This is a genomic window from Bacillus sp. FSL R7-0166, from assembly GCF_038008935.1.
In the GTDB taxonomy this organism is placed as follows: Bacteria; Bacillota; Bacilli; order Bacillales; family Bacillaceae; genus Bacillus; species Bacillus altitudinis.
In genome coordinates this window covers 3,100,966-3,120,759 of the sequence record NZ_JBBPAC010000001.1, presented here as the reverse complement: position 1 = coordinate 3,120,759, position 19,794 = coordinate 3,100,966, and the positions used below count along the sequence as shown (strand labels likewise).

Sequence of the window (19,794 nt, the reverse complement as noted above, 5' to 3'; positions counted from 1 at the left end):
TTTTCTTTTTTTTCTATCATTTTTCTTCTCTATGCTTGAGAACACACAAGGGAAAAGGAGGCCAGGTAAGCGTTACAATCACTTAAAAAAGTTAGGAGATGACAGGATGGAATCAACATTAGAACAGATTCTTCAGCACAATGAAGACTTTGTGAAAGAGAGACAGTATGAGCCTTTCAAGGCGGGAAAATTTCCTGAGAAGAAATTGGTTATATTAACTTGTATGGATACACGCCTGTTGGAATTATTACCCCAATCCATGGGGCTTCGTAACGGTGATGCGAAGATCATTAAAAATGCAGGAGCCATCGTCACACATCCATTTGGTAGTGTCATGCGGAGTATTTTACTAGCCATTTATGAGCTGAAAGCAGAGGAAGTATGCATTGTCGGCCATCATGAATGCGGAATGGCAGGCCTTGCGGCAGACCCTTTACTTGAAAAGGCAAAAGCACGTGGAATTGAGGAAAAGTGTTTGAGCATTGTGAAAAGCGCAGGTGTTGATTTAAAGGGCTGGCTGACAGGCTTTGATTCAGTGGAAGAGAGCGTATCCCAAAGTGTGAAATTAGTCAAAGAACACCCGCTCATGCCAAGTGATGTAGCTGTTCATGGACTAGTGATTCATCCGGCAACAGGAAAGCTGGATGTCGTTATAAAAGATAAACAGATCGACCCGCAATATACCTAAATCATCTACACATACTTGAAGGAGGCCAACACATACCATGCGTTTTTATGGAAGATTTGAAGGTTATGATTCATCAAAGTTTAGACGCGATTTAATCGCTGGGCTTGTCGTGGGCGTTGTGGCAATTCCTTTAGGCATGGCTTTTGCCATTGCATCTGGTGTCGGACCAGAATACGGATTATACACAGTCATCGTTGCCGGCATTTTGATTTCATTGTTTGGTGGTTCAAAGTATCAGATTGGCGGACCGACCGGGGCATTTGTTCCAATTTTATTCGGGATCGTCAGCCAGTACGGTATTGAAAACTTACTCATTGCTGGTTTTATGGCAGGCTGTATGCTTGTCTTATTCGGAATATTCAAACTAGGAAAGCTCATGAAATTTATTCCTCGTCCGGTTATCATCGGCTTTACTGCCGGCATTGCTGTCATTATTTTTTCAGGACAGATTGCCAACTTCCTCGGATTAAAGGGTGTTGAAAAACATGAAAGCTTTTTCCTCAATATGAGAGAAATCGTGGTCCATCTCGGTACCGCAAACAGTCTCGCCATTCTCACAGCGATTGTTGGGCTCATCGTGATTTTGGCGGCACAAAAATACATTCCCAAAATACCTGGTGCTCTATTAGGTCTACTCGTTTCAACATTTATAGCTGTTCTCTTTTTTCAAGGACAAGTTGAAACCATCGGCTCTGCATATGGCGAAATCCCTCGTCAGCTACCAACTTTCGCTTTTCCTGAATTGACGATTGAAAAAATGATTTATTTGCTGCCGCCGGCTATTGTCATTGCGCTTTTGGGCGGCGTGGAGTCGATCTTGTCCGCGATGGTAGCTGATAATATGAAAGGTTCTAAACATGACAGCAATAAAGAACTCGTCGGACAAGGAATTGCCAATATGGCGGCACCGCTTTTTGGAGGGATCCCAGCGACTGGAGCGATTGCTCGTACGGCAACAAACATTAAAAATGGTGGAGCAAGCCCCATTTCAGGAGTCGTGCATGGTGTCGTTGTCTTGCTCATCTTAATGTTATTTGCACCATATGCATCGATGATTCCACTTGCTGCCATGGCACCGATTTTGATGTTTGTGGCGTGGAATATGAGTGAGAAAAAGGAGTTTATCAATATTGTCAAAGTCAAAAATGCGGATTCCCTTGTGCTTGTCGTGACCTTCCTGCTAACGGTCATCGGTGATTTGATTATAGGGGTGACTGCAGGTCTCATTTTAGCGTTTATCGCCTTTATCAAAAAAATGAGCCAGACAACGAATATTTCCTCAAATGTTGCTGTTCCTCAAATCGAAACCGCAGCTGCCTTAGAAAGGGAGACCGATCAGAAAGGGATTAGTATGTATTCGATTGAAGGGCCACTCTTTTTCGGTACAACCGATTCATTGGAAAATTCGATTTTGGATCATGTTCAGACAAAGCCGAAAACACTCATTTTGCTTATGAACAAAGTGAATTATATGGACACCTCAGCAGAAGCGGTTCTGATGAACATTTCTAATCGTTTAAAGCATCACAATGGAAAATTGATGATTGTAGGGCTTCAATCACAGCCAAAAGAGCTTTTGCATCGTACCGGTCTTTTCCATCACATTGGAAAACAGCATTTCTTTGAACGAACGGATGATATTTCACCACAGCAGCTATAAAAGGCTAAAAAAAGCACGTGACATGTCGGTCACGTGCTTCAGCGTATAGACAAACCCTCGCATTCTTTGTCAGTTCTGCGTGCCGGTGCTCACGAATGTCAAATTCGCTCCGCGCCGGTACTCGTCCTTCCTAGACTGCAAAGGTTTTCTATCACGCTGAAAAGAAGACAAAGGGCTAATCAAGTTCATTTTAGCCCTTTGTCAACAATCTGAAGCCCGTGACATGTCGGTCACGGGCTTTTTACCTGCTCTTTTTCACTAGAAAACCGTTGTGTGAGTTTCTGTTGATGGGAAGAGAAGACCTCTTCTACTGTTACATCATAGAGATCAGCTAGAACAAGTAGATTTCCTAAGACATCTCCCATTTCTTCAATAAGGTCCTTTCTTAACGCGGCATCCTCCTGTGTTTTCTCATCAGGTCGATCGCGTCCAATTTCGACCGCCCTGACTGCGCGAGCGAGTTCACCTGTTTCTTCCATCAGGAAACCTAACCTGATAAACGGCCCGTATTCTGTCCAATTTCTCATTTTGTAGAAATCTTTGATCCATTTTTCCATTTCAGTTGTTTGCATTCTCTTTATACAGCTCCTTATATGGTGTTCACCTTCTGATTTTACACTATATATAGATGAAGCGGCTGTTTCTTTACAATGAATTATAGTAGAATGAGTGGGTGAAGAAATCATAGAGAGAGATGGAGCTGTTTTGATGAAAACGATTTGTGTGTTTGCTGGTTCGAATCCAGGTGTGAATGACATCTACAAACAAAAAGCTGTCGAGCTAGGGGCTTATATGGCAGAGCAAGGAATCCGTCTTGTATACGGTGGCTCACGAATTGGCTTAATGGGAGCTATAGCGGATGAGGTATTGAAAAACGGCGGGCAAGTGATCGGAGTCATGCCAAAAGGGCTTTTTAGAGGAGAAGTTGTGCATCAAGAGCTCACTGAACTCATTGAAGTCAAAGGGATGCATGAACGAAAAGCGAAAATGAGCGAGCTGGCCGATGGGTTTATTGCCATGCCAGGTGGTTTTGGTACATATGAAGAATTATTTGAGGTGCTATGTTGGGCGCAAATTGGCATCCATCAAAAGCCAATCGGATTGTATCAAGTGAATGACTATTTCAATCCGCTCATAGACATGGTGAAGTTTAGTGTACAGGAAGGTTTTTCGAATGAATCACACCTTCAATTGCTACATGCCTCTGGAGAACCGGAAGAATTGATTTCACAGATGGCTTCCTATCAAACACCGTCTCTTCAGCAGAAATGGACGGAGCTGTCTTAAAATAGATGCATAACAAAAAACCGTCTGTTCAAAGAGCAGACGGTTTGTTTTGTGATTATTTTTGTTCTTCTGTATTACGGGTCAAGACTTTGTCAATGAGTCCGTATTGAAGTGCTTCTTCCGCTGTTTTGAAGTTGTCACGATCTGTATCACGCTCAATGACTTCAATTGGCTGACCAGTACGTTCAGCAAGTACTTGGTTCAGTTTATCGCGTAAAGAAAGGATTCGTTTTGCCGCAATTTCAATTTCTGTTGCTTGACCTTGCGCACCACCTAGTGGTTGGTGAATCATCACTTCACTATTTGGAAGGGCATAACGCTTACCTTTTTCACCAGCAGCAAGCAGGAACGCACCCATAGATGCAGCCATACCAATACAAATAGTTGATACCTTTGGTTTAATAAATTGCATCGTATCGTAAATGGCCATACCAGCTGTGATCGAACCGCCAGGGCTGTTAATGTAGATAGAGATATCTTTTTCTGGATCCTCGGCTTCTAAGAAGAGAAGCTGTGATACGATGGAGTTGGCAACATTGTCATCGATCGCAGAACCAAGCATGATAATACGGTCTTTTAAAAGACGAGAATAAATGTCGTAAGCTCTTTCCCCACGATTTGTTTGCTCAATGACTGTAGGTATTAAATTCATAATGTTCCTCCTTCACCTTTTAGGTAAGTATGTAATTCAATGATACATTTTTGGTCAATAAAGGTCAAACAAAATGCTGACCTAAAATCAAATACCCCTATCCATTTTCCCCAAAACTCTTCCACTTCAAACCATCATATGAGTATATGTATGGGAATGAAGAAAATGCATCGACAGGGATAGCGATTAATCATTGCTTTCTTGCAGCATTTCCCTTATAATTTGATATGCTGACGTTCAAAAAACATATCGTGCGCTCGTAGCTCAGTTGGATAGAGCGGTGGTTTCCGGTACCACGTCTGCCGGGGGTTCGAATCCCTCCGAGCGCGTCTATAGTATCCGGTAGGATTTGATTTATAATTTGTAAAAAAGCAAAAAACCCTTTAAAATAAAGGGTTTTTTTGTTTTTTATGAGTGGTGTTGTGTGAGTAGATTGAGAGGAACTTCACTATTTATTAGAGAGTTCATCTTGTATCGAAAAACACAGATTAAAATTGTTAAAAAGACAAATTTTCTTGATGATAGGCAATCAAGTAAACTTAATCTATTATTGGAGTATAAAGTCAGTTCATCAATATTCTCAAAGCTTGTTCAACGAAAAGGGCAAAATTCATTCATAAGGAGGCACTAATGAATTGTGAAAGTGTTTTACATCAAATTGAAGTAGCTGTTAAAACATTAGTAAAAATAGTGAGTCAATTAGAAGAAGCTGATTTACGCAAAAGACCAACACCTCATAAGCAGTCTATCGGAGAGTTGTTGGAACACATTGCGATCATTTGTGAAGCTGACTGGCGTATTGCGAATGAGGCGACTCAAGAAGAGATGGAAACATTTTATGCTAATGTATCATATAAAACTGTAAAGTCGATAGAAAATGGCTTAATGACTAATTTTCATTCATTAAAAAATAATTATATGAAATTATCGGACACAGAACTACTGTCTCGTACCACTTCCTATTGGGGTGTGACATATACAAGGTATGAATGGTTGTTAGAGATTTTAGCACATGTTTATCATCATAGGGGGCAAGTACACGCTATGCTTGTTCACTGTTACGATAAAGACCCTAAAATTTCTATGTTTGAATAACTGTCCTCAATTCAAATAACCATCCATCGTGTTGGTTCAAGTAATGTCAATTATACGTTCTTCGAGTTCATGCTCGACCTAGTTTACGATAGAACAAGGTCTCTCAAACCCTTCTCCATTAAGAGAGGGGTTTTTGTGTGGCGTTCACTTCTAAAACTTTACATCTATACCAAACTATTTATGCTATAATTAATAATCATTCTCAATTAAAGGTGGTTTCGTCAGTGAAAAAAATGATTTGGCTTATGAGTCTGCTGGCAGTATTGTTGGTGGCTTGCGGGCAGAAAGACAATAAAGAACAAGAATCAAATACTCGTACATATACAACTGAAACGGGTGAAAAGATCACCATTCCTGACAAGCCAAAGCGTATTGTTGTGTTAACAGCGCAGCTTGGAAATTTTAAAAAGTTAGGTGTGACACCTGTTGGCATGACAGATGTTTATCCTAAATCATCCTTTTTAGATGAAACAGGTGTGAAGAGGGTGCCGATAGAAAATGTGGAGGCAATCGCCAAACTGAAGCCTGATCTCATCATTGCTTATTCACAAAATGATCAAGTTGAGAAATATAAAAAGATCGCAAAAACAATTACTTTCACAACAAGTGAGCATAGCTTCAAAGAGATGCATATTGAAATCGGAAAGATTCTTGGAAAAGAATCGTTAGCGAAAAAACAAATACAAGAAATGGACGAGCAGCTGAAAAAAGACGGCAAAGAGATTAAAGCAAAAATTGGTGATGACAAGACGTTCTCTATTATGGACGTCGAACCAAAGCAAGTATACTTATTTGGTACAGACTTTGGCCGCGGCGGGGCAGTCATCTATCAAGGCTATGGGTTCAGCTTGCCTGAAAAGGCAGAAAAAGCTCTTCCAAAAGAAGGGTATCTCGGCATTTCATTAGAAGAGATGAACGAGTATACTGGCGACTATTTACTTGTACCAACAAAGGATGGAAAAGCACCGAATTTTGATATCACAAGCAGTGGTGTATGGAAGAAAAATAAAGCAGTAAAACAAGGACATGTTCTAACCTATTCAATCAATGAATTTATCTATGCTGATCCAATCTCAATTGAAAAACAGTCTGCTACGTTTAAACAAATGCTACTTAAAAATTAATAAAAAGAAGACAAAGCACTTAAACAGGAGGCTTTGTCTTTTTTTCTGCTATCCTCTTAAAATACTAGCCATAAGACTCATTTCTGCCCTTTTCAGGCGTATTTGTTGAGCCCGATCACTGTATAAGATTAACATGGAAGGGAATTGACAATAAGGAGAGGATTCTTGTGGCGAAGGTTTTAATGATTACGTTCCCAGCTGAAGGACATGTGAACCCAATGTTAGGAATGATAAGAGCATTTGTTGATCGAGGTGATGAAGTGCATGTGGTCACAACTGAACATTATCAAAAGCGGATCAAACGCTTAGGCGCTCACATACATATACATCCAGATTATATTCGGACATTAAGTGTGGAAGAAGACGATTTGGAATCCATGCAGCCATTTTTTCATGCCATGCTACAAACGTCATTAGACATTTTAGAAGTGGTGGAAACTCTTTCTCAACAGCATTCATTTGATTTGGTCTATTTTGATATGTTTGGAGCAGGTGAGCTTGTGCGGGATTACTTACAGATTCCAGGCATCGGTTCGAATCCTTCTTTTGTGCTGCAAGAGGCACATTTTGATACACCTCTATACAGAAAAGATGAGAAGGCGGCTCATCTGTTAGAAGAAATACATGAACGTTTTGGCGTTCAGCCAACCCATTTGATGCAATTCATGAAAAACCGCGGAGAACTGAATATGGTGTATACAAGTGAATATTTTCAGCCGTCTGTTGATGCATTGGATGATTCGTTTGTCTTCATTGGACCTAGCTTTCTAAAACGTGCTGACCAGCATGATTTCCCGTTAGAAACGCTTGAGGGAGAGAAGGTCGTCTTTATTTCAATGGGAACGGTTCTTGGAGATACTGAAGCATTCTTTAATATGTGTATTGATGCCTTTGCCGACTTTGATGGAAAAGTGATTCTCGCAACTGGTGAAAAAATCGACATGTCTCTCCTAAAAGAAGCGCCATCTCATTTTCTCATCGAGCCTTATGTGCCGCAGCTTGAAGTCCTTGAACTGACAGATGTGTTTGTGACTCACGGCGGGATGAACAGTGTCAATGAAGGTATTCATTATCATGTTCCGATGGTTGTCATTCCGGTTGACAAAGATCAGCCGATGGTGGCAAAAAGACTGACGGATCTCTCTGCTGCTCGTGCACTCGATAAAGACCAGCTGACAGCAAAGCAGTTGAGAGATACTGTAGAAAGTGTACTGGGAAGTGACACGTACCGTGCTGGAATTGAAAAGATTGAAGAAAGTTTCCAAACAGCAGGTGGAACAGAAAAAGCATTACGTGTCATTGATCAGTTTATGCAAGCGAAACAGACTCAATCATGAGTCTCTCAGCGTGTAGACAAACCCTCGAATTCGCCCGCAGGTCTGTGCGCTGGTGCTCGCCCTTCCTAGACTGCAAAGGTTTTCTTTCACGCTGAAAAGAAGACAAAGAGCTAAAATAAAGATCATTTTAGCTCTTTGTCAACAACCTGACAGACTCAATCATGAGTCTGTTTTTTCGGTGAAAAAAGACATTGTATTTCCCAGATCTGTATGCTAATATTCAATTCGTAATCATTTCGATCGATAATCGTAATGATTACGATAAAATGAACATTTGGGGGAAGTACATATGAATCATCAACCTGTTTACATAAAGAAAAAGGACGAGAAAAAGCAGTCCTTTGTGACATATACCTTGATGCTGTTTTCAGTCATGGCTTGTTTTCTATTGGCATCTTGTTCTGAAAATAAGACCTCTTCCAGTTTAAGTGGAAGAGAAGATGATGAACTGGTGTATGCAAGTACAAAAGATATAAGAGACATTAATCCCCATCTATATGGCGGGGAGATGGCCGCTCAAAATATGGTGTTTGAATCGCTTGTTGTGAATACGGAAAAAGGCATTCAACCTGCCCTGGCCCAAAGCTGGGATATTTCTAAAGATGGAAAAACCTACACATTTCATCTTCGAGAAAACGTGACTTTTTCAGATGGTGAGCCATTTAATGCGAAGGCTGTCAAAATGAATATTGATGCAGTTGTCAAAAATATTGAAAAAAATGCTTGGCTCAATCTCGTGTCAGAAATTAAATCCACAAAGGCTGTAGATGAACATACATTTGTTCTCACATTGAAGGAGCCCTATTATCCAACATTAGAAGAACTTGGTTTAACACGTCCATTCCGTTTTATTTCTCCCAAAAGCTTTATTGATGGCACCACATCAAAAGGCGTCAAAGGTTATGCAGGTACAGGTCCTTATGTGTTAAAGGAACATAAGAAAAATCAATATGCTATTTTTGAAGTGAATCATCACTATTGGGGAAAGAAGCCAAAGATTTCAACAGTGAAATGGAAGGTCATGCCGGATCACCAAACGATTTTACTCGCTCTGCAAAAAGGGGAGATCGACCTCTTATTTGGAGCTGATGGTGACATGATCGACGGAGATTCATTTCAGGCTTTAAAAGAAGCTGGTCAATATGGGGTAACCGTGAGTCCTCCTGTTGGATCAAGATCTATTGTGATCAACTCCAATCAACCAATAACACAAGATCCAAAAGTAAGAGAAGCATTTCAATATGCCATTCAAAAAGAGATGATTACAGAAGGGATTTTAAATGGAACTGAACAGGTGGCACATACACTGCTCGCCCCATCAGTCCCTTACGCAGATATTCCGCTTAAAAAGAAAACCTATCAAAAAAAGAAAGCAGAGGCATTATTAGATGAGGCAGGCTGGAAGCTAAAAGAAGACGGCTATCGCTATCAAGAAGACAAGCCGCTCAGCGTGACCATTTATTATAATTCGGATAATGCAGGTGAAAGAACGATTAGTGAATCGATTCAGCAGGACTTCAAGCAGGTTGGAATCAAGCTGGATATTAGAGGTGAAGAAAAACAGGCATTTTTAGATCGTCAAAAAACAGGAAAGTTTGATCTTATGTACTCTCTATCTTGGGGACTTCCTTATGACCCTCAAACATACGTCTCTTCATTCCGTGTTGCATCCCATGCTGATTATCAAGCTCAGTTAGGATTGAAAAAGAAAAAGTGGTTGGATGAGACCATTACGAAAGTATTGGTGGAGCCGGATGAGAAAAAGAGGGCACAAATGTACCGAGATATTTTGACGTATATTCATGATGAAAATGTGTATATCCCTATTTCCTATTCTGTGACAAAGGCCGTTTATAATAAGCGCCTCAAAGGTGTAGATTTTCATGTATCTCAGTATGAAATTCCCTTTGATCGAATGTATTTTTCGTCATAAATGGGAGGCTGAGACATGACACGCTATATCATAAAACGATTATTGCTTCTTTTGCCGCTCATTGTATTCATTACGTTTTTTGCGTTTGTGCTACTTGCGATGCGTGCGAGTGATCCAGCTGAGGTCGCTTTACGTGTGAACCAAGTAACCCCAACGGAAGAGATGGTTGAATCTATGCGTCAAGAGTTAGGCTTAGATCAACCTTTTTTCATACGCTATGTCACATGGCTTAAAGACGGATTAACAGGTGATTTTGGCAGTAGTTATGTCACACATGAGCCTGTACTTGACCTGATGATGGAGGCACTTCCTGCGACTTTACAGCTTGCAGGGATGTCCCTTTTGTTTATTATTGTGCTGAGTTTGTTATTCGGAATGGTGTGTGCATATGCGGCACATACATGGTTGGATCGAATCGTGAGAGCATTTGTGTTTATTGCAGCTTCCATGCCTAGTTTTTGGTTGGGCATTTTATTTATCTGGCTTTTTTCAGTCAAATTTAACTGGGTCAACACGAGTGGAATGGAAGGGTTTAAATCGCTTCTTTTGCCAGCGATGACTCTATCGTTTGGCTACTTATCGACCTATGTGAGACTCATTCGAAATCAAATCCTAAAGTTTCAGCACGAGCCCTTTGTTTTTTATGCAAGAGCTCGTGGTTTAAAGGAACGAACCATTCAATTGAAGGTGATGAGACATGCCCTTCAACTAGCGGTAACAGCACTCGGTATGTCAATACCAAAGCTCATTGCAGGAACCGTCATTATTGAAAATCTCTTTGCTTGGCCAGGGGTTGGCCGTTTGTGTGTAACAGCTATTTTTCATGCCGATTTCCCTATTATTCAAGCCTATTTGTTTGTGATGGGATGCCTGTTCGTTGTGTGCAACCTCGTTGCTGATGTCATACAAATGATCATGAACCCGCAGTTAAGAAAGGAGGTCTAAAAAATTTGATCGTATGGAATCAATTAAGAAAAGATCGAATGGCTATTCTGTCTATCTGGCTTTTGGTACTTGTCACATTAGCTGGGCTGTTTGCACCGTTTCTAGCGCCGCATGACCCAACTGACACGAACATTCTTCAAAAATATGCTGGTGTGAGTCTAACATATCCCCTCGGAACCGATCAGCTGGGGAGATGCGTATTGTCCCGGCTCTTATATGGTATTCGGACAACGATGCTTGCTGCCGTGCTGACAATGTGTATCACGATGTTCATTGGTACGATACTTGGACTTGTAGCTGGCTTTTTTAGAGGGAAAGTTGATGGAGCTCTAATGAGAATATGTGATGTCATGCTGTCATTTCCAGCAGAGGTGATGATTTTGGCCGTTGTGGGCATTATGGGACCTGGGCTTTTCAATATTATTTTGGCCAATGTCCTTGCAAAATGGGCTTGGTATACAAGGATGATTCGTTCGTCAGTCCTGCAATATACGAATGAACCATCTGTTCAGTTTGCGAAAGTATCTGGGGGTTCACCTTTTTATATCCTTCGAAAACATCTATTTCCTCGCATCTCAGGAGAGATTGCTGTCTTTGCTACACTTGACGCAGGCTGGGTCATTTTAAATATTTCTGCTCTGTCTTTTCTTGGATTAGGTGTGAGTGCACCTACACCGGAATGGGGCATGATGCTCAACGAGGCGAAGAATGTCATGGTGACGCACCCGGCTCATATGCTCCCGCCTGGACTTGCGATCTTATTTGTGGTCATGGCACTGAATTTTTTAGGAGACAGTCTTCAGCAGGTCATGAACCCTGCCATGCACCTTACCAACAAAAAAGGGGGGAGACGGTTTGCCTTTCATCGAGATAAAAAATCTGTCCGTACATGATCCGATTCAACAAAAGGATTTAGTGGCAAATATCACGTTTACATTACATAGACAACGTTGTTTAGGCGTTATTGGAGAAAGTGGAAGCGGAAAATCAACCGTTGCAAAAGCATTAATTGGCCTTATCCCTCCTTCGCTAGAGATGATTGGGACCATTTTATTTGACGGTGAAAAATTGACAAGTCAGACTTCACAGCAGTGGAGAGGAAAGCGAATTGGCTACATTCCACAAGATGCTATGAATGCGTTCAATCCAATTGAAACAATTGGTCATCAAATACTTGAAACGTTCCAGCGGCATTTGGGTTTACGTGGAAAAGAAGGGACAGCACATGCGATCACTGGGCTAGAACGTGTCCATTTAAACAATCCGCATATGTTAATGAAAAAATATCCTCATGAGCTGTCGGGAGGAATGCTTCAACGTGTCGTGATTGCCATTACGATCATGCTTTCTCCTGACGTGATCATTGCCGATGAGCCTACAGCATCATTAGATGCATATAACCGGCGCGAAGTCATCACACAATTACAGAGGCTGAAAGAAGAAACAGGAGCTGCCTTGATCATCATTTCGCATGATTTAGGCGTCGTTCAGGCAATCGCTGATGAATTGTTGGTGATGCACCAAGGGGAGATGCTTGAGCATCGTCATGCAAAAGAGATATTTACATCACCTGAGCATCCTCAAACGAGGCATTTACTAGAAACGAGGCTTCGCTTATCGGCACCCCTTGAAGCACTGAGGCAGCAGAAGAGAGTGAGGGCATTCCCATGCTGATCACAGCAAATCAACTACTTAAACATGGAGAAGATAAAGGGCGCTTTTTTCATAAAGAGGAATCCATAGCACGCATAGCTCAGGTTTCATTTCAGGTTGGAGAAGGTGAATGTGTCGGGTTAGTCGGTGAGAGCGGTAGTGGTAAAAGTACAATAGCACGTACGCTGCTTGGTTTAGAAACATTAGACGGCGGAGAGATAAAGATAGGTGGATGGCCAGCTCATACATGGCGTAAGATGAACCGGGGGGGAATGAGTGTTGTTTTTCAGGATTATCTATCTTCTGTCCATCCTTCCTTTACAGTGAAAGAGATCATAGCAGAACCCATGCAAATAATAAAGCGAAACATGGATGTGAACCAAAAAGTGTTGTCCCTGCTCAAGCAAGTAAGACTTCCATCGTCTTTGCTAAATCAATATGCTCATCAGCTAAGCGGCGGTCAGCTCCAGCGTGTATGCATAGCAAGAGCCATATCGACGAATCCAGCCATTCTCATCTTAGATGAAGTCCTTAGCTCACTTGACGTTTCTGTCCAAGTTCAAATATTGGAGCTTCTTGAGACATTAAAGCAAGAGTTAGATATGACCATTCTCATGATTACCCATGATCTAGAGGCAGCCGTTTTTTTATGTGATCGACTTCTTTTTTTACATGAGGGAAAACTTGAGGAAGAATGTAAAAGTGACCAGCTGTTTGAAGCGACTCATCCATTTACGCTCAAGCTAATAGACTCACTCATGCCTTTTCAACTTGACAAAAAATAACCAATCTTTTATCGTATACGTAACAAATGACGGAAGGGTGACCCAATGCAATGAAGTACTAATCCTATGACCTGTAAGCAAAATGAAAGAACGAAGGCAGTGAGCAAACGATATGTGTTGCTATGTTTGCTGCGTTTTCATTTTTTAGCTTCGGAATAGGATGGTACAGCTTGGGAATCAAAGATTGAAGTGATGGATACGGGGGAGATGTGTGCTCATTTGATGAACCGCATGTCATTCTGTATCGATACGCTTATTTTTGTACACCATTTTGCCTCCTATTCTGAGAATGGGAGGCTTTTTCATGTCTCCTGATACGAAAGGAGAGGGTTGGATGTTACTGAGAGCCCACCAATTAAAAGTATTTCGAAAGGATCGCTTGTTATTTGATATAGAGGAGCTGGCCATTCATCAAGGGGACCGAATCGGCCTTGTAGGGACGAATGGCAGTGGGAAAACGACATTGCTCCATGTACTGGCGGGGAGGGAAAAACCAGATAGCGGCACATTTGCACACACTACAACTTGTACGCTGCTTCCTCAACTAAAGACAGGAGATGGCAGACAAAGTGGCGGAGAGATGACTCAAGCTTATATTGAGAGAGCTTTAAGCCGGCCTTCTGCCCTTTTATTAGCCGATGAACCGACGACTCATTTAGATACGGAGCATATTGAGTGGCTAGAAGAAAAGCTTCGTTATCATCAAGGTGCTCTGATTGTCGTCTCGCATGACCGTGCTTTTTTAGATGCGTTATGTACAGACATTTGGGAATTGGAAGATGGGGAGCTCAAACTATACAAAGGCAACTACAGCGATTTCGCCCGGCAAAAAGAACTCGAACATCGCCAGCACGTGGAGGCGTACGAGGCGTATACCCAAAAGAAAAAACAGTTAGAACATGCACTGCAAAAGAAAATGAAAAAAGCTGACAAAGCGACAAAGCCATCTCCAAAGCTGAAATCCTCGGGGCCTAAAATTGCAAAGCCTTATTATGCAAACAAGCAAAAAAAGCTTCAAAAAACAGCCAAATCCATCGAAACAAGAATGGAGAAATTAGAAAAGGTGGAGAAGGTAAAGGAAGCCCAGCCTCTTCAAATGACGCAGCATACCATGAAGGAAGTGGCAAGCCGCACCATTTTTCGTGTGGAACATGTAGATGGTATGGCAGGAGATAAAGTCCTTTGGAAAAAAGCGAATGTAGAAGTAAGAGGCGGAGACAAAGTCGCGATCATTGGGAAGAATGGGAGCGGTAAAACGACATTTCTCCGAATGCTTGTAAACGGACATCCCGGGATTTTTCGTTCAGAAGCCGTGAAGATCGGTTATTTCAGCCAAGATCTTTCAGGACTGAATCTAGATGAATCGATCTTACAAAATGCACTGGAACAGGCGATTCAAGATGAGACGATTGTGCGCACCGTTTTAGCGAGACTTGGGTTTCGGGGAGACGATGTGTATAAGCTGACGAACGTATTAAGCGGCGGGGAACGGGTGAAGACGATGCTTGCCAAGCTGCTCGTCAGTGATGCCAATGTACTGATGCTTGATGAACCGACGAACTTTTTAGACCTTGCGGCAGTAGAAGCGCTTGAAGAACTTTTAAAAGATTACCCGGGCACAGTCGTGTTTGTCTCCCACGACAGGAGGCTCATTGAGCAGGTGGCTACTCGTATTCTTCATGTGCACGAGGGTACCATTGAACGCTTTGATGGCACCTATGAAGAATATAAACAAAAGGAAGAAAAGCCAGCTGCTACAAAGAAAGAAGAAGAGCTCCTGCTGATTGATATGCAGCTGTCTGAAGTGCTCAGTCGTTTAAGCATCGAGCCTTCTCATGAGCTTGAAGAGACGTTTCAAGCGCTGTTAAAAAGAAAGAAGTTGTTAGAGTCATAAAAAAAAGCCCCTGTGTTTACTGCACAGGGGTCTGTTCGTTTCGTTCTTTTTTCAATTGTTCAAGTTCGCTGACTGTGACAAGCTGGTAGCCTTGTTTGGTGAGTTCATGTATGATCTTCACCGCTGCTCGAGCAGAGCTGTCATAAATATCGTGCATGAGTACGGTTTTGCCATCTGCTGCATGTGAGAGAACATGGTTTGTGATCTGCTGGCTGTTGCGAATTTTCCAGTCTTCAGGATCGACATCCCACAATGAAACGTTCATGCCCACCGCTTGATTGATCTCGGGATTTGTTCCTCCATATGGCGGTCTAAAGTGCGTAGGAGTATAACCGCTGGCCTTTTCAATCAGCTTCTGCGTGTCTTTTACTTGTTTGACCGCTTCTTTTAGAGGGAGTCTCGTTAATAAAGGATGGTTATATGAATGGTTTCCGATCTCATTTCCGCCCTTTAAAATGTCGGCAAGCATTCCAGGATAATACTGAACCCTGCTTCCTAATACAAAAAAGGTGGCGTGTCCTTTATTTTCCTTCAGCGCTGCTAAAATGGTTGAAGTTGTGGCTGGGTTTGGACCGTCATCAAATGTGAGTGCGATGGCTTTTTTATTCGGATCAAGCTTTGGCTTTTGCGGCAGCTTGACGGCTTTTCTTTTTGGATTCGGTTCTTTGATTTCATTCTGATTTTTGGTCTTATTCATATATTCCGGCTTCAAGATATCTTTTAGCAGCGTCTTTTTGATCGCCAGCGTTTGCGGGCCTAAGTCCTTCGCGGCTACTTGAGAAGCTGGGAAATAGAACTCTATATATTTCTCTTTTAAGGCGAATTGACTGAAGTTTTGATCAGTAGGGGCTGTTCCTTTTTGAAGGAGTGATAGATCCTTAGACAAGGTTTTATCTTTTTTAAGCTCCGTGTATGTAATATAGGATAATTTTTTCAAATAGTCCTTTTTTGGTTGAAATAAATCTTTTGTGTCAAGAAAGTCTTTTTTCTGAAAATCGAAATTGATTGTGACGTGATGAGTGGTTCCATTTTGCTGACCTGTATATGTGTAGGTCGTAAAATAAATGGCCGCAGATTGTTTTGCATAGTGCACCATGTCATAGTCAATATTCAGTTCAAACCGTTTGTTTTCATCAATGTCCTTTGCTTCACTAAATGTCTTTTTGAAATGCTCTAATGCTGAATTCGCATAGCTTTGAATCTTGTCATCTAGCTTTTTTTGATGAAAAAGTGGATAGTTCACCGCATATCTCATAAACTTCCCGTCATTTACAAGAGTGACAATTTCAACATTTTTATAATTCGTATCCTGCTTCACATTTTTCTTCTCTGTACCGCTTGCTTGCTGATTTTGAAAGAATGCAACTGCTCCAATGACGATGGCAAGCGCAAATAGGATGATACTCCATTTTCCCTTTACTGACACAACTTTCAATTCTCCTCTCATGACGGGTCATTCTTTATTCCTTTGACATCTGTTTGTAATATTTTTATAACATTTGACTTACTTTTGTAATTTTAGGGGATTTTCATGCGGAATGTCAACTATTTTCCTATTAAACTACTGTAAAAAATGATAGGTCTTTCAGAACGAGAAAAAGCAGAAGGAAAGAATTCTCTTATTTGCCGTCTACCAATACCTTCAATAATTAAAAAATTGAGCCGTACATTGATTTTTCAGAGGCTGACGGCTATAATTTTGATGATTATGATTCTCATTTTCAAACTGACTTTTAATGAAGAAAAGGATGACACCGATTTTGCCGGATAAGCGAACATCTCAACAAAAACGATCATCACCTATTTTGTTCTTTTTATTGTTTTTTCTCGCGGTCATTGGTTTATTGGCAGCTATGTTTTTGGCTGTTTCATACGGTGCAAAGTCATTGTCTTTGCAAACGGTCTGGACAGCTGTGTTTGACTATCAGTCTCATGTGACAGAGCAGCAGATCATTCATGAATTAAGGCTTCCTCGTGTGCTAGGAGCGGCGCTTGTTGGAGCGGCGTTTGCTGTGGCAGGTGCGCTCATGCAAGGCATTACAAGAAATCCGCTGGCAGATGCGGGGATATTAGGCATTAACGGCGGTGCGATGTTTGTAGTCGCTCTCTGTTTTGCTTTTTTTCCAGGAATGCCTTATTCGGCATTGATGTTATTTTCTTTTTTTGGTGCCGTTCTCAGTACACTGCTGATCTTTGCCATTGGGGCGGCTGGCGGCGTGCTGACCCCACTTCGGCTCACTGTAGCTGGAGCTGTTGTTGCCGCATTGCTGCATGCGCTAAGCTCGGGTATCGCCATTTACTTTGATCTCAGTCAGGATCTGGCTTTTTGGTATGCAGGGGGTGTGGCAGGTGTCAAATGGCCGCAGCTGATGATCCTTGCTCCAGTCATTCTCATTGTCATCGTTTGGGCGATGTTATTAGGACGATCCCTCTCGTTATTATCACTTGGTGAAGATGTAGCTGCGAATTTAGGGGTGAAAACCAGGCAAGTGCGAATACTAGGTATGGCTGCTGCGGTTCTGCTGGCAGGCGTGTCTGTATCGGCGGTTGGGTCTATTGGGTTTGTCGGGCTTGTCATTCCGCATATTGCACGAAAGCTGGTTGGGGTCAATTATCGTTTCGTCATTCCGATGTCAGCGATTTTAGGCGCAATACTTCTCGTCTTCGCTGATCTTGCCAGCCGGACAGTAAATCCGCCAAGAGAGCTTGCCATTGGCGTCATGGTGGCACTTGTTGGTGTTCCTTTCTTCTTATATATTGCCAGAAAAGAAGGGAGGAACATGTCATGAAAGAGAAACGGCGTGCTCTTGTCGTGACAGCCGTTTTGCTTTGTCTGAGTGCGGCTGTCGTGCTGTATAGTTTAAATACCGGCACGCTGAAACTCAGTCCTCTCGTTGTCGTCAAAACGTTATTTGGCTTTGGAGATTTCCAAAGTGAGACGGTGCTGTTTGATTATCGTCTCCCTCGAATCGTCGTGACGATACTAGCTGGAATAGGTCTAGGTATCGCAGGTGGCATTTTGCAGAGTTTATCCCGCAATCCACTTGCCGATCCAGGGATTATCGGTCTGAATGCAGGAGCCGCATTCGGCTTAATCATCTTTGTGACGTATTTTCACGTACTAGAAGGAAATCCATCTTTACTCATTCCGCTCTTTACGTTTGGTGGAGGCCTACTTGCGGCGGCAGTCATCGTTCTTCTTGCGTACGACAGGCATGAAGGGCTTGTACCTATCCGGCTGATTCTTGTTGGAATTGCCGTAGCTGCGGGGTTTAGTGCATTGACGTTATATTTGTCATTGAAACTGGATGAAGATACATATACCTTCGCTTCAAGGTGGCTTGTGGGAAATGTATGGGGAAGAGACTGGATTCATGTACTTGCGCTCCTGCCTTGGATCGTATGTCTTGTCCCGCTTACGCTCATGCAGTCCAGCACACTCAATGCGTTAACGTTAGGTGATGCCGTCGCCTCAAGTGTCGGAGTACGTGTACAGCGTAAACGTCTGTTGTTACTCACCTTAGCTGTAGGTCTAGCGAGTGCAAGTGTATCGATGACAGGCGGAATTGGTTTTATTGGCCTTGTTGCACCTCATTTGGCGAGGCGTCTTGTCGGCTCACTGCACCAATATTTTTTACCAGTGAGCGCCTTGCTTGGATTGTTGATTTTGGTCAGTGCTGATACACTCGGACGTTCCATATTTGCCCCAAATGCCATCCCAGCGGGTGTGGTTGTGGCTTTTATCGGAGCACCTTATTTTCTCTATTTACTAACAAAAACAAAATAAGAAAGAGGAACTCATCATGAAAAAAGTACTTGTGTTTGGTTTAACGCTCTGTTTCTTGATTCTTGCCGCTTGTGGTCAACAGGAAACAAAGAAGACAACAAATCAAGATGAAAACGGAACACCTAAGATTGCGTCCTTGTCGATTCATTTAACAAATGACTTATTAGCACTCGGGATAAAACCTGCTGGCTCTGTTGTAGGGGGAGACTTAAAAGATTTCCTTCCACATGCGAAAAAGCAGCTTAGCCAGACGAAAAAGCTAGGCATTGCAGCAGATCCTGATATGGAGTCATTGCTTGCTTTAAAACCAGATGTCATTTACGTCGATGAAGAACTGGCTGGACAAGACTTATCAAAATACAAAAAAATCGCCAAAACCGAAGTGTTTAATTTAAATGATGGCACATGGCGTGATCATTTGAAAAAAATCGGCAAGCTCGTCAATAAAGAAAAAGAAGCCGATCAATATATTAAGGACTACAATCAAGAAGCAAAAGAAGTCAAATCACTCATCCAGAAAAAGATTGGAAATGGAAAAGTGATGGCGATTCGTGTAACAGCAAAAGAGCTTCGAGTATTTAGTATGAAACGTCCGATGGGTCCAATTTTATACGATGATTTAGGACTGACACCTGTAGATGGTGTGAAAAAACTGGACAGCAAACGTCCATTTGAAGTCATTTCTCAAGAAGTGCTTCCTGACTTTGATGCAGATGCTATTTTTGTTGTCGTGAACCGTGATGATAAGGCGCAGCAGGCATTCAAACAGTTAGAGCAGACGCCGATTTGGAAAGGCCTAAAAGCCGTAAAGAAAAACCAAGTGTATCCGATTGCCGATCAGCCATGGCTAGATTATTCAGCTCTAGGCAACAAAATGGCAATGGATGAAGCAAAAAAGATGTTCTCTAAATAAACAGCACATAAAACAAGGCATCATTCCGTATCTAGGAATGA

General features: G+C 42.0%; 18 protein-coding genes and 1 tRNA gene. 16 read left to right on the top strand and 3 right to left on the bottom strand.

What is annotated here, in order from left to right; all coding sequences use genetic code 11:
* The first annotated feature begins 106 nt into the window (after positions 1 to 106).
* Positions 107 to 688 carry a beta-class carbonic anhydrase gene (locus NST01_RS16290; protein WP_160757983.1) on the top strand — a complete coding sequence of 194 codons (582 nt, stop codon included), beginning with the start codon at positions 107 to 109 and terminating at the stop codon, positions 686 to 688.
* 37 nt (positions 689 to 725) lie between these two features.
* On the top strand, positions 726 to 2,348 hold the full coding sequence (locus tag NST01_RS16285; RefSeq protein WP_035701494.1) for a SulP family inorganic anion transporter: 1,623 nt from the start codon (positions 726 to 728) through the stop codon (positions 2,346 to 2,348).
* Between the two features lie 230 nt (positions 2,349 to 2,578).
* Here NST01_RS16285 and NST01_RS16280 read toward each other — a convergent pair whose 3' ends face one another.
* Positions 2,579 to 2,920 (bottom strand): MazG nucleotide pyrophosphohydrolase domain-containing protein, encoded by a 342-nt coding sequence (locus NST01_RS16280; protein ID WP_008347798.1) that lies wholly within the window; start codon positions 2,918 to 2,920, stop codon positions 2,579 to 2,581.
* A 136-nt stretch (positions 2,921 to 3,056) separates the two neighbouring features.
* Between NST01_RS16280 and NST01_RS16275 the strand changes: the two genes are divergently transcribed.
* Positions 3,057 to 3,635, top strand: a complete 579-nt coding sequence (locus NST01_RS16275) for an LOG family protein (protein ID WP_017368101.1) — start codon at positions 3,057 to 3,059, stop codon at positions 3,633 to 3,635.
* A 55-nt stretch (positions 3,636 to 3,690) separates the two neighbouring features.
* Here NST01_RS16275 and clpP read toward each other — a convergent pair whose 3' ends face one another.
* Positions 3,691 to 4,287 carry an ATP-dependent Clp endopeptidase proteolytic subunit ClpP gene (gene clpP, locus NST01_RS16270; protein WP_007500118.1) on the bottom strand — a complete coding sequence of 199 codons (597 nt, stop codon included), beginning with the start codon at positions 4,285 to 4,287 and terminating at the stop codon, positions 3,691 to 3,693.
* A 253-nt stretch (positions 4,288 to 4,540) separates the two neighbouring features.
* Here clpP and NST01_RS16265 point away from each other — a divergent pair.
* The 10 genes from NST01_RS16265 (at position 4,541) to abc-f (ending at position 15,053) form a co-directional block, all read left to right on the top strand.
* Positions 4,541 to 4,616, top strand: a tRNA-Arg gene (locus tag NST01_RS16265).
* A gap of 301 nt (positions 4,617 to 4,917) precedes the next feature.
* A complete protein-coding gene (locus NST01_RS16260) occupies positions 4,918 to 5,382 on the top strand; it encodes a DinB family protein (protein ID WP_341042183.1) in 465 nt (154 codons plus the stop codon).
* Positions 5,383 to 5,615: 233 nt separating this feature from the next.
* Positions 5,616 to 6,506: an ABC transporter substrate-binding protein gene (locus NST01_RS16255; RefSeq protein ID WP_341042579.1), complete on the top strand. Its 891-nt coding sequence runs from the start codon at positions 5,616 to 5,618 to the stop codon at positions 6,504 to 6,506.
* A 167-nt stretch (positions 6,507 to 6,673) separates the two neighbouring features.
* Positions 6,674 to 7,843 (top strand): macrolide family glycosyltransferase, encoded by a 1,170-nt coding sequence (locus tag NST01_RS16250; protein WP_008347787.1) that lies wholly within the window; start codon positions 6,674 to 6,676, stop codon positions 7,841 to 7,843.
* A 289-nt stretch (positions 7,844 to 8,132) separates the two neighbouring features.
* Complete coding sequence (nikA, locus tag NST01_RS16245) at positions 8,133 to 9,776, top strand: nickel ABC transporter substrate-binding protein (protein WP_073412773.1); 1,644 nt, start codon at positions 8,133 to 8,135, stop codon at positions 9,774 to 9,776.
* 15 nt (positions 9,777 to 9,791) lie between these two features.
* Positions 9,792 to 10,721: a nickel/cobalt ABC transporter permease gene (gene opp1B, locus NST01_RS16240; RefSeq protein WP_242731096.1), complete on the top strand. Its 930-nt coding sequence runs from the start codon at positions 9,792 to 9,794 to the stop codon at positions 10,719 to 10,721.
* A gap of 5 nt (positions 10,722 to 10,726) precedes the next feature.
* Positions 10,727 to 11,614 carry a nickel/cobalt ABC transporter permease gene (opp1C, locus tag NST01_RS16235; protein WP_035389463.1) on the top strand — a complete coding sequence of 296 codons (888 nt, stop codon included), beginning with the start codon at positions 10,727 to 10,729 and terminating at the stop codon, positions 11,612 to 11,614.
* Positions 11,577 to 12,395, top strand: coding sequence for an ABC transporter ATP-binding protein (locus NST01_RS16230; protein ID WP_341042177.1), 819 nt, complete (start codon positions 11,577 to 11,579; stop codon positions 12,393 to 12,395). Before opp1C ends, NST01_RS16230 begins: the two co-directional genes overlap by 38 nt.
* A complete protein-coding gene (locus NST01_RS16225; protein WP_341042176.1) occupies positions 12,389 to 13,159 on the top strand; it encodes an ABC transporter ATP-binding protein in 771 nt (256 codons plus the stop codon). Before NST01_RS16230 ends, NST01_RS16225 begins: the two co-directional genes overlap by 7 nt.
* A 334-nt stretch (positions 13,160 to 13,493) precedes the next feature.
* Complete coding sequence (gene abc-f / locus NST01_RS16220) at positions 13,494 to 15,053, top strand: ribosomal protection-like ABC-F family protein (RefSeq protein WP_216942820.1); 1,560 nt, start codon at positions 13,494 to 13,496, stop codon at positions 15,051 to 15,053.
* Positions 15,054 to 15,069: 16 nt separating this feature from the next.
* On the opposite strand, the gene NST01_RS16215 is transcribed toward abc-f, so the two are convergent.
* Entirely contained in the window at positions 15,070 to 16,479 is a 1,410-nt protein-coding gene (locus tag NST01_RS16215; protein ID WP_341042173.1) for a polysaccharide deacetylase family protein, read from the bottom strand.
* A 427-nt stretch (positions 16,480 to 16,906) separates the two neighbouring features.
* Here NST01_RS16215 and NST01_RS16210 point away from each other — a divergent pair, with 427 nt between their 5' ends.
* From NST01_RS16210 to NST01_RS16200, 3 genes are read left to right on the top strand one after another with little or no spacing between them, the layout of a single operon-like run.
* On the top strand, positions 16,907 to 17,842 hold the full coding sequence (locus tag NST01_RS16210) for a FecCD family ABC transporter permease (RefSeq protein WP_341042577.1): 936 nt from the start codon (positions 16,907 to 16,909) through the stop codon (positions 17,840 to 17,842).
* Positions 17,839 to 18,840 (top strand): FecCD family ABC transporter permease, encoded by a 1,002-nt coding sequence (locus NST01_RS16205; protein ID WP_017368092.1) that lies wholly within the window; start codon positions 17,839 to 17,841, stop codon positions 18,838 to 18,840. The genes NST01_RS16210 and NST01_RS16205 overlap by 4 nt, the downstream gene beginning before the upstream one ends.
* Positions 18,841 to 18,856: 16 nt before the next feature.
* Positions 18,857 to 19,753 (top strand): iron-hydroxamate ABC transporter substrate-binding protein, encoded by an 897-nt coding sequence (locus tag NST01_RS16200; protein WP_007500130.1) that lies wholly within the window; start codon positions 18,857 to 18,859, stop codon positions 19,751 to 19,753.
* The last annotated feature ends 41 nt before the right edge of the window (positions 19,754 to 19,794 follow it).

Excerpts from the sequence above, each read along its gene's own strand:
- NST01_RS16280 (WP_008347798.1), bottom strand. The coding sequence starts at position 2,920 with ATGCAAACAACTGAAATGGAAAAATGGATCAAAGATTTCTACAAAATG.
- NST01_RS16260 (WP_341042183.1), top strand. The coding sequence starts at position 4,918 with ATGAATTGTGAAAGTGTTTTACATCAAATTGAAGTAGCTGTTAAAACA.
- NST01_RS16200 (WP_007500130.1), top strand. The coding sequence starts at position 18,857 with ATGAAAAAAGTACTTGTGTTTGGTTTAACGCTCTGTTTCTTGATTCTT.
- NST01_RS16275 (WP_017368101.1), top strand. The coding sequence starts at position 3,057 with ATGAAAACGATTTGTGTGTTTGCTGGTTCGAATCCAGGTGTGAATGAC.
- opp1B (WP_242731096.1), top strand. The coding sequence starts at position 9,792 with ATGACACGCTATATCATAAAACGATTATTGCTTCTTTTGCCGCTCATT.
- NST01_RS16285 (WP_035701494.1), top strand. The coding sequence starts at position 726 with ATGCGTTTTTATGGAAGATTTGAAGGTTATGATTCATCAAAGTTTAGA.
- NST01_RS16290 (WP_160757983.1), top strand. The coding sequence starts at position 107 with ATGGAATCAACATTAGAACAGATTCTTCAGCACAATGAAGACTTTGTG.
- NST01_RS16225 (WP_341042176.1), top strand. The coding sequence starts at position 12,389 with ATGCTGATCACAGCAAATCAACTACTTAAACATGGAGAAGATAAAGGG.
- clpP (WP_007500118.1), bottom strand. The coding sequence starts at position 4,287 with ATGAATTTAATACCTACAGTCATTGAGCAAACAAATCGTGGGGAAAGA.
- NST01_RS16210 (WP_341042577.1), top strand. The coding sequence starts at position 16,907 with ATGTTTTTGGCTGTTTCATACGGTGCAAAGTCATTGTCTTTGCAAACG.
- abc-f (WP_216942820.1), top strand. The coding sequence starts at position 13,494 with ATGTTACTGAGAGCCCACCAATTAAAAGTATTTCGAAAGGATCGCTTG.
- NST01_RS16205 (WP_017368092.1), top strand. The coding sequence starts at position 17,839 with ATGAAAGAGAAACGGCGTGCTCTTGTCGTGACAGCCGTTTTGCTTTGT.
- nikA (WP_073412773.1), top strand. The coding sequence starts at position 8,133 with ATGAATCATCAACCTGTTTACATAAAGAAAAAGGACGAGAAAAAGCAG.
- NST01_RS16255 (WP_341042579.1), top strand. The coding sequence starts at position 5,616 with ATGATTTGGCTTATGAGTCTGCTGGCAGTATTGTTGGTGGCTTGCGGG.